This is a genomic window from Gordonia sp. SGD-V-85 (assembly GCF_001456905.1).
GTDB lineage: Bacteria > Actinomycetota > Actinomycetes > Mycobacteriales > Mycobacteriaceae > Gordonia > Gordonia hongkongensis.
Genome location: NZ_LNQO01000033.1, coordinates 19393 through 34312, shown reverse-complemented (window position 1 = coordinate 34312; position 14920 = coordinate 19393). Strand labels below are relative to the sequence as shown.

Genomic DNA, 14920 nt, shown 5'->3' with positions numbered 1-14920 from the left:
TGTGCCCACCACTACGGACCATTCCGAGGTCGTCGATACTGTCAGCGCCGCAACACAATCCGCCGATCACGGTCAACAGTTTCGCGTCGAGGTTGGCCCCAGCGGAGGCGACCTGGGTGGTGCCGAGATCGACCCGTTCGCCCAGCAGGGACGCCAACCCGGTCGACTCGGCCACTCTCATGACCGGTACCAGTCCGGCGTGCGACACCAGGTTGTTGTCGTCGAAGACCGCGGACGTGGCGGAGAACGTGTGCGATACTTTCACTGAAAGTGCCTTCTGAGCTGGAATGTTTTGTGTCTCAACACCACCAATCATTCCAGCTCAGAGGGCATTTTCACGTTATCGACACCCCGCACCCGTCCACGGATCCAGGCTGAGGAGCGCCCGGGGCTTGCGGAGGGCGCGGCCGACCCCCGCTCCCTGAGGAGCGCCCGGAGCTTGCGGAGGGCGCGTCACGAAGGGTCTTCGCAACCCGTCTCGCCAAGACCCTTCGTGACGGCCTCCGCAAGCTCCGGCCTCCTCAGGGAGCAGTAATTGGGCCGCTCCGATCACAACGAGTGCTTTCGCAGTAAACGGGGTCGGCAGGTCGCATCAACCGGGAGCGGAGCGCGGATCGCGCGCCCTCAGCCGGCCGGCAGATCCGCGAGGGCGTCGGGGAGGTCGTCCCGATGGACGACGACGAGTCGCTGGGTCGCCCGGGTGAGGGCGACGTACAGGTCGCTGAGCCCGCGTGGTGACTGGTCGATGATCGCGGTGGGCTCGAGGACGATGGTCGTGTCGAACTCCAGACCCTTACAGCTCCGCACCGTGTACACCCGGGGTGGCTCCCGGTCGGGGAGCGTGAAGCAATCCGGCGCCAGCGCCGCATCGATCGCGTCGTGCAGGTGATCGGGGACCACGACGGCGGTGAGGCCGTCGGGTTCGGCGAGCCCGACGGCTCGGAGGACGGCGTCGGCGATGCTCCGCGGGGAGTCGTTGTCCGCCCGCAGCGCCACCGGCTCGATCCCGTTGCTGCGCAACGAGGTCGGGGCCTTCTCGCCGTTGCCGATCTCGTCGAGGACGCGCGCGGCGTACTCCATGATCTCGCTCGGGGTCCGGTAGTTGACCGACAGCTCTTTGAACTGCCAGCGCTTCGCGACATACGGCTCCAGGACCTCGGCCCACGAGCGCGTGCCCGCCTCGTCGGATGTCTGAGCGGTGTCGCCGATGATCGTCATCCACCGATTCGGGATGCGTCGCATCACCATCCGCCAGGACATGGGGGAGAGCTCTTGGGCCTCGTCGACGATGACGTGGCCGAACGTCCAGGTGCGGTCGCCGTAGGCACGTTCGGCCGTCGTGGCGCGTCGTGTCTCGGTCTGGCGGGACGCGAGCTGTTCTGCGTCGATCAGGTCGTAGGCCATCAGGATCTCGGGATCGAGTTCGTCCTCGAGGTCCTGCGGCGCCGAGCCGGTCAGGATGTCCAGTGCGTCCTGCGCCTCGGCCAACTGGCGACGCCAGCGTGCGCGTTCGGCCCGCTCCGCGTCCTCGGTGCCGTAACCGATCAGCTCGGCGAGTTCGTCCAGCAATGGGACGTCGGCAGGCGAGAAGTCCGCGCCCGACGTCGTGGCAGGGCGCGACGGACGGTGCAGCGCCGCACGATCGGCGTCCGTCCAACCCGGGGTGGCCTTGCGGATCGCGCGTTCGTCGCCGAGCAGGTCGCGAAGCAGGGCCTGCGGGGTCAGCGTCGGCCAGTACCGCAGCAACGCGGCACGGATGTCGGGATCGCGGCTCATGTCGTCGCGGATGTCGGCGATGTCGGCGGGGCTGAGCAACTGCGAACCGTCGAGCAGGCTCGATCCGATGGCCGCCGCGTGCCGCGCCGCGAGTTCGGCGAGTCCCGCCTTCAGGAAGGCGTTCTGCGAGAGATTGTGGGCGCGTCGAGTCGCGCGGGCCTTGGCGCGCGCGGCCTTGACCAGGGCCGAGTCGATCTCGACGGTGTAGCTGTCGAAATCGACTGCCTCGGGCCGGGACGGCAGCGACTGTTGGGCACGCACCGCCCGCTTGAGGACGTCGACCATGCGCAGTCCGCCCTTGACCGCGGCGGTCGTCCGCGGGTCGGCGGTGCCCGCGCGGACGCCGGGGAACAGGTCCCCGATGGTCGAGAGGAGCACGCCGGACTCGCCCAGCGAGGGCAGCACCTGGCCGATGTAGTTCAGGAAGTCGTCGTTGGGTCCGATGATGAGAATGCCGCTGCGCGAGAGGTTCTCGCGATGTGTGTAGAGCAGGTAGGCGGCTCGGTGCAGCGCCACGGCGGTCTTGCCGGTTCCGGGGCCGCCCTGGATGACGGTGACCCCGCGATGCGTCGACCGGATGATCAGGTCCTGCTCGCGCTGGATCGTCTCGACGATGTCGGTCATCTCGCCGGTGCGGGCGGCGTTGAGGGCCGCGACAAGAGCCGACTCGTTGACGACGTCGCCGTGTCCGAAGTCGTCGAGCAGCGCATCGCCTGCGGTCAGGGACTCATCGCTCACCCCGCGGACCTTGCGGCTGCGGGTGCGGATATGGCGACGGCGCGCGACGTCCTCGGGCGCGGCGGGCGTCGCCAGATAGAACGGCCGGGCCAGCGGCGCGCGCCAGTCCAGCAGCAGGGTGGCGTCGGTGGCGGTGGCGTCGAGTTCGCCGTCGTCGGCGAAACCGTCGTCGAGGACACCGATGCGTCCGATGCGCCGGATCTCGCCGTCCTCGAGGTCGAGACGACCGAAATACAGATTGTGTTCGGCGGCATCGAATTTGGCGAGATCCTCGTTGTACATCCGCTCGTAGGACTCGCGTTCGGACAGCGCCTGCGGTGTGCCGCCGCGTTCGGAGAGCGTCGACGACAACCGACGCTGGGTGGTCCGACGCATCCGGTCCAGCCTGCCGTACACGCGGTCGAGGTGCCGTTGTTCCTCGTCCACGCGGGGGTCGGCGTCCGGCGAGAGGGCGGTCATCGGCCGTCCCCGATCGACAGCGGTGCGCGGGACCCGTGGGACCGGGCCAGTCCGGCGGCCCGGATGCGGGCGGTCATCGCGCGGGGGTCGGCGGACAAGCGGCGGCAGACCTGCGACGCCGGGTCGGCGAGTGTCTCGTCGTCGAGTCGGCGGGACAGCCACTCGAGAACGTCGGTCTGTGCGCCGAAGGGGACGGGGTCACCGGTGACCGGGTCGGCGAGGACGCCGTGCCGGGACACGTACAGGTCGAAGGTCGCAGGCGGGGTCCACTCGTCCGGAAGGAGGGGAGAGGGACGGCCGAGAACGGGGTGGTCGCGCGTAGTCACTGTCTGTCGATCATAGTTGGGGTCGGTGGCGTCGAGAGCATCGATGTGGGTGGGACCCAGCCAGGCCGCGGTCGTCGTGATCGCGCCCTCACCTGCGAGGATCGGTGCGGCCGGAATGTATCCCCGGGCCGCTACATGGGCGGAATGGCCGACTGTGATGTTCGTGACGCGGACCGTGCGGAGGCAGATCCGGTCCGTCGACGGAACGTGGGCGAGCTTGCGACGGAGAACGTCGGGGGCGGCATTCGACCCGACCGCTACCACGAGCCGCGAGCCCACCGACGGGACCGTCCCGAACGGCGGACCCGCGAGCGTCATCTCGTGCAGCGAGGCCTCTCTCAGCCCCGCGGACGCGGGCACCCAGGGATAATCCTCTGGCGGGTGCACCGCGTCCGTGGTCGTGAGATCGGTTGTGCTCAGGGTCGTGCTCGTATCCGTTGCTCGTGCGCGTGGAGACCCCGAGGGATCAGCGACGTGCCTTGCGCAGACGCTTGCGACTCTGCTCGGCGGAGTCCTCGGCAGCTGCGGCGAGCTGGCGTGCGGTCTCGGCGAGCTCGGCCGACCGTGCGCGGGCGACGTCGGCGAGTTCGGCGGACCGATCGCGTGCCACGTCGGCGAACTCCGGTGCGCGCTTGCGGGCGGTGTCGGCGAGATCGGACGCGCGGTCGCGGGCCGAATCGGCGATCTTCGGAGCCTTCTTCTTCGCCTGCTTCTGAGCCTTCTCGGCTCGCTTCTGCGCTTCCTTCACGAGCTTCGGGCCCCGCTTGCGCGCGGTCTCGGCGAGATCAGACGAACGCGCGAGCGCCGTGTCGGCGAGCTCCGACGACCGGTGGAGAGCCGCGTCGGCGACGACCGGAGCGCGGTCCTTGATGCGATCCGCGACATCGGAGGCGGTCTCGGCGGCCTTGCCGGCCAGCTCGAGGGAGCGCTTCTGCGCGGCCTCGGCGATCTCGGGTGCGTGCTCGCGGAACTTCGCCGCGGCGTCGGCGGACCGCTCGGAGACGATCTCGGCGCCGTCGTGGGTGCGCTCGACGAGGTGCTCCCAGGTCGACGACCCGGCGGCGGCACCGATCGGCAGCGCCGCGGCCACAGCGGATGCCTTCTGACGGCCGCGCCACGCGAGCGACGGCTTGCCCTCGGTGTCGACCGCCGCCAACAGGACTCCGCCGAGCAGGCCGACGTTCTTGATGAACGCGTTGCGCTGGGCTTCCTTCTTGACCGGGTCGGCCTCGTTCCAGAAGTCGGTGCCCGCTGCCGTCGTCGGGATCAGGGTGCCGGCCAGGACGACGGACGCCACGCGCGGGAACTTGCCGGTGGCGAGCAGGATTCCGCCGCCGATCTGGGCGGCGGCGTTGATCTGCACCAGGGTCTCGGTGTTCTCCGGGATCCGGCCGGCCACCTCGGGCGGGAGCGACGACCGGGCCTTGTCCACGACCGGCTCGGCGGACTGCGCGATCGGTTTGGGGCTCCGGATGGCGTCCACGCCGCTGGCGACGAACGCCGAGGCGAGGAGCGGACGGGCTATACGGCGGAGAATCATCGGTCACAACCTTCTTCAGTCGGGTTTGGCTATCGAGATCCGTCGGGTGAAGCGCGTTTCTGGCCCGTTCAACGCTACCCTGTCGCAACGAATCTGCAGGTCACTCGGCGTGCCGTGACCGGTTTACGTACCTACGGGCATCGCGGGTCACGACTCGCCGAACGATCCGAGGAACAGGTAACCGCCCGCGACGGCGACCAAACACTCGGGAGTCGACCGGCGTCGCCAGCTTCCGGATCACCAGCGGCGCTCACGCCATTCGGGTAGTGACCCGCGCTCGGCGCCCAGAGTGGTGTCCTTGCCGTGGCCGGGGTAAACGATGGTCGAGTCGTCGAAGCGGTCGAACAGCTTCGTCGAGACGTCCGTGAGGAGGGTGTCGAAGTCCTCCGGCTTCCAGGTCTTGCCGATCCCGCCGGGGAAGAGGCAGTCACCGGTGAAGAGGTGCACGGTTCGCTCGCCGCTATCGTCGACGTCGGTGAGTGCGAGAGCGATCGATCCCGGGGTGTGCCCGACGAGGTGGATGGCCTCGAACGTGAGGTCGCCGACCTCGAGGACGTCACCGTCGTCGACGAGGCGGTCGGGGGTGACGGGCAGTTCACCGGCGTCGAGGCGCCCCGCCGCGGTCGGCACCCCGGTGGACTCGGTGACGGCGGCGAGGGCCTGCCAGTGATCGAAATGCTGGTGGGTCGTGAAGATGAGCTTCGGCGTTCCCTCGACGGCCGACAAGACCTCGGTGATCGTCTCCGCGTCGTTGGCCGCGTCGATGATCAGCTGATCGCCCGTCGCACGCGAGGTCACCAGGTAGACGTTGTTGTCCATCGGGCCGACGGACAGCTTGACGATGGTGGCCGACGACAGCGTGCGGCGCTGTGGGGTCTTCGACTCGGAGAGGTCGCCGGTGTAGTCGTCGCTGATCGGTGTCGCTGGGGAGGTCATGCCGACAGGCTATGACAGCGGGCAGCCGGAATGTGACGGTCGCGACCATGAAACCCGGCGTGGCGCGCGTACCCTGGACCATCGGTTCGGCGATGACACGCGGGCGGCGAGACCGATCGCCCGGTCGTCGGACTCCGAATCTCCCCGGGGCGAGTGCATGGCGACGTTTCTGTCGGTGGCCGTCGGTACTGTGCCCGTGCGCCGTCTGTGCGCCCTGTGACTCGAGAATGTAAGGACTGCAGTGGTTGATCGTCTGATCGTCCGAGGTGCCCGCGAACACAATCTGCGCGGCATCGATGTCGACCTGCCCCGGGAAAGCCTCATCGTCTTCACGGGGTTGTCGGGATCGGGCAAGTCATCCCTCGCCTTCGACACGATCTTCGCGGAGGGGCAGCGGCGCTACGTGGAGTCACTGTCCGCCTATGCGAGGCAGTTCCTCGGGCAGATGGACAAGCCGGATGTGGACTTCATCGAGGGCCTCTCGCCCGCGGTGTCCATCGATCAGAAGTCGACCAACCGCAATCCCCGGTCGACCGTCGGCACCATCACCGAGGTCTACGACTACCTCCGTCTCCTCTACGCCCGCGCCGGCAAGGCGCACTGCCCGATCTGCGGCGAGCCCATCGCCAAGCAGACACCCCAGCAGATCGTGGATCAGGTGCTCGCGATGGACGAGGGCACGCGCTTCCAGGTGCTCGCGCCGGTCGTGCGTACCCGCAAGGGAGAGTTCGTCGACCTCTTCGCCGAGCTCCAGACCCAGGGCTTCTCCCGCGCCCGCATCGACGGCGTCGTCCATCAGCTGACCGATCCGCCGAAGCTGAAGAAACAGGAGAAGCACGACATCGAGGTGGTCGTCGACCGCCTGGTCGTCAAGGCCAGCGCCAAGCAGCGCCTGACGGATTCGGTCGAGACCGGTCTGCGTCTGGCCGACGGCATCATCGTGCTCGACTTCGTCGACCTCGAGGAGGACGACCCGGAACGCGAGCGCCGCTTCTCGGAGCGGATGGCCTGCCCGAATGCGCATCCGATCGCGATCGACGACCTCGAACCGCGGTCGTTCTCGTTCAACTCGCCGTACGGCGCATGCCCGGAATGCGACGGGCTCGGCATCCGCAAGGAGGTCGACGAGGAGCTCGTCGTGCCCGACCCGGAGATGTCGCTCGCCGAGGGTGCCATCGCGCCGTGGTCGACCGGGCACAACGCCGATTACTTCCTCCGGTTGATGTCCGGTCTGGCCGATCAGATGAAGTTCGACATCAACACGCCCTGGAAGAAGCTGCCGATCAAGGCGCGCAGGGCCCTGCTCAACGGCAGCGACCACCAGGTCCACGTCAAGTTCCGCAACCGGTACGGCCGCACCCGCTCGTACTACACCGAGTTCGAGGGCGTGCTCTCGTTCCTCGCGCGCCGCATGGACCAGACCGAGTCCGAGCAGATGAAGGAGCGGTACGAGGGCTACATGCGGGACGTGCCGTGTCCTGCCTGTCAGGGTGCGCGCCTGCGCCCGGAGATCCTCGCCGTCACGCTCGACCACCCGGAGTTCGGGCCGAAGTCGATCGCCGAGGTGTGCGCCCTGTCGGTCGCCGATTGCGCCGACTTCCTCGACCAACTGCGGCTCGACTCCCGGCAGGCCGCGATCGCGGGACGGGTCCTCAAGGAGGTCCAGGCCCGCATCCGCTTCCTGCTCGACGTCGGACTCGAGTACCTGTCGCTCGAGCGCGCCGCGGGTTCGTTGTCGGGCGGTGAGGCGCAGCGCATCCGCCTGGCCACCCAGATCGGTTCGGGTCTCGCGGGCGTCCTCTATGTTCTCGACGAGCCGTCGATCGGTCTGCACCAGCGCGACAACCGCCGACTCATCGACACGTTGACGCGGCTTCGGGATCTGGGCAACACACTGATCGTCGTCGAACACGACGAGGACACCATCCGCGCCGCCGATTGGATCGTCGACATCGGGCCCCGTGCCGGGGAGCACGGCGGGCACGTGGTGCACAGCGGCAGTTACAAGGACCTGCTGAAGAACCGGAAGTCGCTGACCGGTGCTTACCTCGCCGGTCGCGACACCCTGCCGGTGCCGGACATCCGGCGGCCGATCGATCGCAAGCGCCAGCTGACGGTCGTCGGCGCACGGGAACACAATCTCCGTGGCATTGACGTGTCGTTCCCGCTCGGCGTGATGACCGCGGTCACCGGTGTCTCGGGGTCGGGCAAGTCGACGCTCGTCAACGACATCCTGGCCACCGTGCTCGCCAACAAGCTCAACGGCGCGCGTCAGGTGCCCGGGCGTCACACCCGCATCAAGGGTCTGGACAACCTGGACAAGCTCGTGCAGGTCGACCAGTCGCCGATCGGGCGCACCCCGCGGTCGAACCCGGCCACCTACACCGGTGTCTTCGACAAGATCCGCACGTTGTTCGCGGCGACGACCGAGGCGAAGGTCCGCGGCTATCAACCGGGGCGGTTCTCGTTCAACGTCAAGGGCGGCCGCTGCGAGGCGTGCACCGGTGAGGGCACGATCAAGATCGAGATGAACTTCCTGCCGGACGTGTACGTCCCGTGCGAGGTCTGCCACGGCGCGCGGTACAACCGTGAGACCCTCGAGGTGCACTACAAGGGCAAGACCATCTCCGAGGTCCTCGACATGCCGATCGAGGAGGCCGCCGACTTCTTCGAGCCAGTCACCTCGATCCATCGCTACCTGAAGACACTCGTCGACGTCGGTCTGGGCTATGTCCGGCTCGGGCAGCCGGCGCCGACGCTGTCCGGCGGTGAGGCACAGCGCGTGAAGCTGGCGGCCGAATTGCAGAAGCGGTCGATGGGCCGGACGGTCTACATCCTCGACGAGCCGACCACCGGTCTGCACTTCGAGGACATCAAGAAGCTGCTCGCCGTGATCAACGGTCTGGTCGACAAGGGCAACACGGTCATCGTGATCGAGCACAACCTCGATGTCATCAAGACCGCCGACTGGGTCATCGACATGGGACCCGAGGGTGGCGCGGGTGGTGGAACCGTGGTCGGCGAAGGTACTCCGGAGGACATCGCCTCGACCCCGGGCAGCCACACCGGCAAATTCCTGGCCGAGATCGTCGACATCGACCACGCGGTGGCGTCGGTCGGCTGAGCCACCGAACGCGAATCGCCACTTCCGTTGCAGGAGCGCCGGTTACCGCGGCACACGTCAACGGGAGTGGCGATTTGCGTGTTCTGAGGGGGAATGCGCGGCGGGGGGAGTGCGCTACGAACCCATCGACTTGCGGATCTCCTCGAGTCGCTTCTTCGCGGCCTCGTCGCGTTTGCGCATCATCTCGTCGACGGACTGGCCTTCGGCGCTCGCCTCCGCCAGCTCCTGCGACCCGATCGCGGTGGTGATGCGGTTCTCGATCTTGTCGCGCACGAAGTCGAAGGTCGGGACGCCGCTGTCGGAGTAATTCGGATCGGGAACCGCTCCGGGCACCGGGCCGGTCGGCACGATCTCCGCATCGATGATCTCGTCGGACCGTCCGGGCTCCTCGGCATTCGTCATGGGTCCAGCGTAGGCCCTCCGCTGGTCGAGCAGCGCCGACCGAGCGGAGCGAGGCCGCAGCGTGTCGAGGCCACTACCGCCGAGGCGCGCGAACCGGGCCGGTGTATTTCTCGCCCGGGCCCTCGCCGGGTTCGTCCGGGTATGCACTGGCCTCCCGGAACGCCAGCTGCAGCCCTTTGAGGCCGTCGCGGATGGGCGCGGCGTGGATGCCGAGATCGGCTTTCGACGCGTCGACGATGCCGGCCAGGGCGGTGATCAGGGTGCGGGCCTCGGGCAGGTCGATCCGGTCGGCCGGGGTCCCCTCGGCCAGGCCGAGCTTCTCGGCCGCCGCGCTCATCAGCATGACGATGGATCGGGTGATGACCTCGATGGCCGGAATATCGCCCAGGTCACGGACGTTGTCGGGATCGGTGTGCGCCGCATCTCCCAGGTCGGCGCCATCGCCCGTCGCACCCTCCGGGGGTAACGGTGCAGGTGACGAATAGGAGTTCTCGGCCATGGCTGTTAGACTCCCATAGCACGACCGCCCTGGTATGCGCCGGGGTCGTAAGTGGAGTTCCGCTCCCACCGTTCGACGCGAGGTTCTCGCAGTTGCACGGTCCGGTTCACGCCGATCGTCGCAGATCGCATCTCTGGATGCTGAGCTGTACGTCGTCGGCAGCGTGTGTCAGCACTGGCACGCGTGGACGAACCGGTCGGTATCGGAGCCCCGCGGACATCAGTCCCGGGGCTTCCTTGCTGAGGTGTCCCGCAGGTTCTCTTGCATACGTCCCTCGCCACGACGCGACGGTTACCACTGCAGGATTGAACAAGGAGGCCCCATCAGCACTGAGACCCGCATCAACGAGCGCATCCGCGTCCCTGAGGTCCGACTCGTCGGACCCAACTCGGAGCAGGTGGGCATCGTGCGTGTTGAAGATGCGCTTCGCTTGGCCTACGAGGCCGATCTCGACCTGGTCGAGGTGGCCCCGGACGCCCGTCCGCCGGTCTGCAAGATCATGGACTACGGCAAGTTCAAGTACGAAGCGGCCCAGAAGCAGCGCGAATCGCGTCGCAACCAGCAGATGACCGTCATCAAGGAGCAGAAGCTCCGTCCCAAGATCGACGACCACGATTACGAGACCAAGAAGGGTCACGTCATCCGGTTCCTCGAAGCGGGATCCAAGGTGAAGGTCACCATCATGTTCCGCGGCCGCGAGCAGTCCCGCCCCGAGCTCGGCTACCGACTGTTGCAGCGCCTGGGCAACGATGTCGCCGACTACGGCTTCGTCGAGACCTCGGCCAAGCAGGACGGCCGCAACATGACGATGGTCCTCGCGCCGCACAAGGGTGCGAAGACCCGCCAGAAGGCGCAAGAGAGCCGTGAGCGTTCCGGTGGCCCGAAGGCCGCCCCAGACGCGAGCTGATCCGCGAGAACTGAGCGGACGAGAACTGAGTCGATCGGCCGGACGAGAGTCCGAACCGCTCCGGCCTAGATCACGACACGCGAACACGGGTACACACCGGACCTCGCCGGGTCCGGTGCCCGAGTTCGCCCGAGAGAAGGAAGAACATGCCGAAGAGCAAGACCCACAAGGGCACCGCGAAGCGCTTCAAGGTGACCGGCAGCGGAAAGATCGTCCGCCAGAAGGCCAACCGCCGCCACCTGCTCGAGCACAAGTCGTCTCGGCGCACCCGTCGTCTCGACGGCACCACCGTCGTCAGCGAGAACGACGCCCCGCGCATCAAGCGACTGCTCAACCGCTGACGCCAGCGACCCCAGACATCTGACAAGCAAAAGGATCTAACACATGGCACGCGTGAAAAGGGCCGTCAACGCCCAGAAGAAGCGTCGGTCCACCCTCGAGGCCTCGAAGGGCTACCGCGGACAGCGGTCGCGCCTCTACCGCAAGGCGAAGGAGCAGCAGCTCCACTCGCTGAACTACGCCTACCGCGACCGTCGCGCGCGCAAGGGTGAGTTCCGCAAGCTGTGGATCTCGCGTATCAACGCCGCGGCCCGCGCCAACGACATCACCTACAACCGCCTCATCCAGGGCCTCAAGGCCGCGGGTGTCGAGGTCGACCGCAAGGTGCTCGCCGACATCGCCGTGACCGATCCCGAGGCCTTCACCGGTCTGGTCGAGGTCGCCCGCAAGGCACTGCCGGCCGACGTCAACGCGCCGGCTGCCTGATTGCGCACCAGCACCCACGACCCGCGAGTCGCGCGGACGAACCTCCGATGACGGAGGTCCTGTCCGAGCGGTCCTCGCGGGTCGTGTCGTATGCGAAGCTGCATCGCGCGGCCGAGCGGCGCGACCAGGGTCGCTTCGTCGCCGAAGGTGCCAATGCCGTCGCCTCGGCGCTGGCCGTCGGACGGGCCGAGGCGGTCCTGGTCGCTGACGACGAGCAGTTCCGTCATCGCGATCTCGCCGAGACCGCCGCGGCGGCCGGCGTCCCGGTGTCGGTGATCACCGGCCGCGCCGCGTCGAAGCTGGCCGAGACGTCCACGCCCGCGGGCATCTTCGCGATCTGCCCGTTGCTCGACGTGCCGCTCGACGCCGTCCTCACCGCCGGGCCGCGACTCCTCGCGATCGCGGTCGAGCCGCGGGAGCCCGGGAACGCGGGCACGCTCATCCGCTGCGCCGACGCGATGGGCGCCGACGCGGTGATCCTGCTCGGCGATGCCGTCGACCCCCACAACGGCAAGTGCGTCCGTGCGAGCGCGGGAAGCGTGTTCACGGTGCCCGTGGTGCGTGAGCGCGCCGTCGACGACGCCCTCGACGCCATCCGGGGGTCCGGCATCAGCCTGTTGGCGACCGCGGCCGATGGCGAGGTCGCCCTGGACGCGGCGGGCGACATCCTCTCCGGCCGCGTCGCATGGCTCTTCGGCAACGAGGCCCACGGCCTGTCGGTCGAGGTGCAGCGCTCCGCCCACCACCGCGTGTCGATCCCCATCCGTGGCCGCGCCGAGAGCCTGAATGTCGCTGCCGCGGCGGCCATCTGTCTGTACGAGAGCGCCCGTGTCCACGGCGCGGCGGGTCGCGTCTGACCGCTGTCCGAGTCGGCCGGTAGGGTCGGCGATCGTGTCAGAAACTGTGTCACCCGACTCCGCGCCCGAACCCGCACCCGCGACCCCCGGCTCGCCGGCCGCTGCACCCCAGACGGTGCCCGCGCCCGATCCTGCGGTCGTGAACTCCCGCATCGCGTCGGCGATCGCGACCGAACTCGGGGTGGGCGCCGGTCAGGTGCGCTCGGCGATCGAGTTGCTCGACGGGGGATCGACGGTTCCGTTCGTCGCCCGATACCGCAAGGAGGCCACCGGCGGCCTCGACGACGCGCAGCTGCGTACCCTCGACGAGCGTCTCGGTTACCTGCGCGACCTCGAGGCCCGACGCCAGGCCGTCCGCGAATCCATCGCCGCGCAGGGCAAACTCGACGCCGCACTCGATGCGCGCATCCTCGAGGCCGACACCAAGGCGCGCCTTGAGGACATCTACCTGCCCTACAAGCCGAAGCGCCGCACCAAAGCCCAGATCGCACGCGAGGCCGGACACGAGCCGGTGGCCGATGCGCTGCTCTCGGACCCGACGACGGACCCGGCGACCTTCACCGCCGAGCAGCTCGACGGTGCCCGCGCGATCGCCGTGGAGCGGTTCGCCGAAGACGCCGACCTCGTCGGCGAACTCCGTGAGCTGATGTGGCAGACCGGAGTGCTGCGCACGGCGGTTCGCGACGGCAAGGAGTCGGCCGGCGCCAAGTTCGCCGACTACTTCGAGTTCTCCGAACCGTTCACCTCGCTGCCGTCGCACCGGGTGCTGGCCGTGCTGCGCGGCGAGCGCGAGGAGATCCTGTCGGTCACCCTCGACGCCGACCCGGAAGCGGCCGACCGGCCCGCCGGCCCCGGACCGTACGAGCAGCGCATCGCCGCCCGGTTCGGCATCGCCGATCAGGGTCGTCCCGCCGACCGGTGGCTCACCGACACGGTGCGCTGGGCATGGCGGACCAAGCTGTTCGTCGGGCTGTCCCTCGACGTCCGGATGCGGCTGCGTCAGGCCGCCGAGGCCGACGCGGTCGCCGTGTTCGCGACGAACCTCAAGGACCTCCTGCTGGCCGCGCCCGCCGGGTCCCGTACGACGATGGGTCTCGATCCCGGCCTACGCACCGGCGTGAAGGTCGCAGTGGTGAACGCGACCGGCAGGGTCGTCGACCACGCGACGATCTATCCGCACGAGCCCCGGCGCGACAAGTCCGGTTCGCTCGCCGTGCTCGGCGCACTCGTCGAGAAGCACGGCGTCGAACTCATTGCCATCGGCAACGGCACCGCCTCACGCGAGACCGATGCGCTCGCCGGCGAACTCCTGTCGGCGATCAAGGAGGCCGGCAAGAAGCCGCCGACGAGCGTCGTCGTGTCCGAGGCGGGTGCCTCGGTCTACTCGGCGTCGGCGTACGCGTCGAAGGAATTGCCGGACCTCGACGTCTCCATCCGCGGCGCGGTCTCGATCGCCCGCCGGTTGCAGGATCCGCTCGCCGAGCTCGTGAAGATCGATCCGAAGTCGATCGGCGTGGGGCAGTATCAGCACGACATCTCCGAGACCCTGCTCGCGCGCTCACTCGGGGCGGTCGTCGAAGACGCGGTGAACGCGGTCGGCGTCGACGTGAACACCGCGTCGGTGCCGCTGCTGTCCCGCGTGTCCGGCATCACCGCGGGCCTCGCGGAATCGATTGTCGCGCATCGTGACACCAATGGCGCGTTCCGAGATCGCAAGCAGATCACCGCGGTGCCCAGGCTCGGCCCCAAAGCTTTCGAGCAGTGCGCCGGCTTCTTGCGCATCGCCGACGGCGACAATCCGCTCGACGCGTCGAGCGTGCACCCGGAGGCGTACCCGGTCGTCACACGCATCCTCGAGAAGGTGGGCACAGATGTCCGGTCGCTGATCGGCGACACCGCGACCCTCACCAAGTTGCGACCCGAGGAGTTCGTCGACGAGACGTTCGGTCGTCCGACCGTGGTCGACATCATCGCCGAACTCGACAAGCCCGGGCGCGACCCGCGGCCGGAGTTCAAGACCGCGACGTTTGCCACGGGCATCGAGAAGGTCTCCGACCTGACCCCGGGGATGGTCCTCGAAGGTCAGGTCACCAACGTGGCCGCCTTCGGCGCATTCGTCGACGTCGGCGTGCACCAGGACGGCCTCGTCCACGTCTCGGCGATGGCACACCGCTTCGTCTCCGACCCTCACGAGGTCGTCAAGTCCGGCGACATCGTGAAGGTCAAGGTCATGGACGTCGACATCGACCGCAAACGCATCGGGTTGTCGCTGCGGCTCGACGACGAACCGGGCAGTGACGGCAAACCCTCCCGCGCGCCTCGGGGGCAAGGGCGGGAGGACAGTGCTCGTGGCGGCGGCAATCAGCCGCGGAAGAACGATCAACGCGGCGGCGGACGCGGCAACCCGGGCGGCCAGGGCCGGGGCGCTCAGGGACAGGGCAACCGAGGCGGGAACCGGAACGATCGACGCCCGGCACCCAGCGGGGCGATGGCCGACGCGCTCAAGAGAGCCGGCTTCGGCAAGTAGGGTCTCGGCCCGGGCGGGCCGGTTGCGCGTTCGCGGATGCGGGGATTGCCGACCCCGAGCGAGT

Annotated in this window: 12 protein-coding genes and 1 pseudogene; 6 read left to right on the top strand and 7 right to left on the bottom strand. The window is 68.4% G+C overall.

Going from position 1 to position 14920, the window contains the following annotated elements; translation table 11 throughout:
* The 5 genes and pseudogenes from AS181_RS23505 to AS181_RS23485 all read right to left on the bottom strand — a co-directional run.
* Positions 1-265, bottom strand: a pseudogene (locus AS181_RS23505) (IS1380 family transposase); the annotation flags it as partial.
* 359 nt (positions 266-624) lie between these two features.
* Positions 625-2973: a HelD family protein gene (locus AS181_RS23500; protein WP_058253859.1), complete on the bottom strand. Its 2349-nt coding sequence runs from the start codon at positions 2971-2973 to the stop codon at positions 625-627.
* Positions 2970-3659 carry a hypothetical protein gene (locus tag AS181_RS23495; RefSeq protein WP_091344492.1) on the bottom strand — a complete coding sequence of 230 codons (690 nt, stop codon included), beginning with the start codon at positions 3657-3659 and terminating at the stop codon, positions 2970-2972. Before AS181_RS23495 ends, AS181_RS23500 begins: the two co-directional genes overlap by 4 nt.
* Before the next feature lie 106 nt (positions 3660-3765).
* A complete protein-coding gene (locus tag AS181_RS23490; protein WP_058253858.1) occupies positions 3766-4839 on the bottom strand; it encodes a DoxX family protein in 1074 nt (357 codons plus the stop codon).
* 237 nt (positions 4840-5076) lie between these two features.
* Complete coding sequence (locus AS181_RS23485; RefSeq protein WP_058253857.1) at positions 5077-5775, bottom strand: MBL fold metallo-hydrolase; 699 nt, start codon at positions 5773-5775, stop codon at positions 5077-5079.
* A 241-nt stretch (positions 5776-6016) separates the two neighbouring features.
* Between AS181_RS23485 and uvrA the strand changes: the two genes are divergently transcribed.
* A complete protein-coding gene (gene uvrA / locus AS181_RS23480; RefSeq protein WP_058253856.1) occupies positions 6017-8899 on the top strand; it encodes an excinuclease ABC subunit UvrA in 2883 nt (960 codons plus the stop codon).
* A 114-nt stretch (positions 8900-9013) separates the two neighbouring features.
* On the opposite strand, the gene AS181_RS23475 is transcribed toward uvrA, so the two are convergent.
* Positions 9014-9301 carry a hypothetical protein gene (locus tag AS181_RS23475; protein WP_058253855.1) on the bottom strand — a complete coding sequence of 96 codons (288 nt, stop codon included), beginning with the start codon at positions 9299-9301 and terminating at the stop codon, positions 9014-9016.
* Between the two features lie 73 nt (positions 9302-9374).
* Entirely contained in the window at positions 9375-9800 is a 426-nt protein-coding gene (locus tag AS181_RS23470) for a DUF1844 domain-containing protein (RefSeq protein ID WP_058253854.1), read from the bottom strand.
* 265 nt (positions 9801-10065) lie between these two features.
* On the opposite strand from AS181_RS23470, the gene infC reads away from it, so the two are divergent.
* The 5 genes from infC to AS181_RS23445 all read left to right on the top strand — a co-directional run bounded on the left by infC (position 10066) and on the right by AS181_RS23445 (position 14856).
* Entirely contained in the window at positions 10066-10707 is a 642-nt protein-coding gene (gene infC, locus AS181_RS23465) for a translation initiation factor IF-3 (protein WP_162540013.1), read from the top strand.
* Between the two features lie 146 nt (positions 10708-10853).
* Positions 10854-11048, top strand: a complete 195-nt coding sequence (gene rpmI, locus AS181_RS23460) for a 50S ribosomal protein L35 (protein ID WP_012834577.1) — start codon at positions 10854-10856, stop codon at positions 11046-11048.
* A 43-nt stretch (positions 11049-11091) separates the two neighbouring features.
* The gene (rplT, locus tag AS181_RS23455) at positions 11092-11472 is read left to right on the top strand and encodes a 50S ribosomal protein L20 (protein ID WP_010844357.1); all 381 of its coding nucleotides are present in this window, start codon (positions 11092-11094) and stop codon (positions 11470-11472) included.
* A 47-nt stretch (positions 11473-11519) separates the two neighbouring features.
* Positions 11520-12329, top strand: a complete 810-nt coding sequence (locus tag AS181_RS23450) for a TrmH family RNA methyltransferase (RefSeq protein ID WP_058253852.1) — start codon at positions 11520-11522, stop codon at positions 12327-12329.
* A 46-nt stretch (positions 12330-12375) separates the two neighbouring features.
* Positions 12376-14856 (top strand): Tex family protein, encoded by a 2481-nt coding sequence (locus tag AS181_RS23445; protein ID WP_058253851.1) that lies wholly within the window; start codon positions 12376-12378, stop codon positions 14854-14856.
* The last annotated feature ends 64 nt before the right edge of the window (positions 14857-14920 follow it).

Excerpts from the sequence above, each read along its gene's own strand:
- rplT (WP_010844357.1), top strand. The coding sequence starts at position 11,092 with ATGGCACGCGTGAAAAGGGCCGTCAACGCCCAGAAGAAGCGTCGGTCC.
- AS181_RS23475 (WP_058253855.1), bottom strand. The coding sequence starts at position 9,301 with ATGACGAATGCCGAGGAGCCCGGACGGTCCGACGAGATCATCGATGCG.
- AS181_RS23485 (WP_058253857.1), bottom strand. The coding sequence starts at position 5,775 with ATGACCTCCCCAGCGACACCGATCAGCGACGACTACACCGGCGACCTC.
- AS181_RS23490 (WP_058253858.1), bottom strand. The coding sequence starts at position 4,839 with ATGATTCTCCGCCGTATAGCCCGTCCGCTCCTCGCCTCGGCGTTCGTC.
- AS181_RS23470 (WP_058253854.1), bottom strand. The coding sequence starts at position 9,800 with ATGGCCGAGAACTCCTATTCGTCACCTGCACCGTTACCCCCGGAGGGT.
- rpmI (WP_012834577.1), top strand. The coding sequence starts at position 10,854 with ATGCCGAAGAGCAAGACCCACAAGGGCACCGCGAAGCGCTTCAAGGTG.
- AS181_RS23500 (WP_058253859.1), bottom strand. The coding sequence starts at position 2,973 with ATGACCGCCCTCTCGCCGGACGCCGACCCCCGCGTGGACGAGGAACAA.
- AS181_RS23450 (WP_058253852.1), top strand. The coding sequence starts at position 11,520 with ATGACGGAGGTCCTGTCCGAGCGGTCCTCGCGGGTCGTGTCGTATGCG.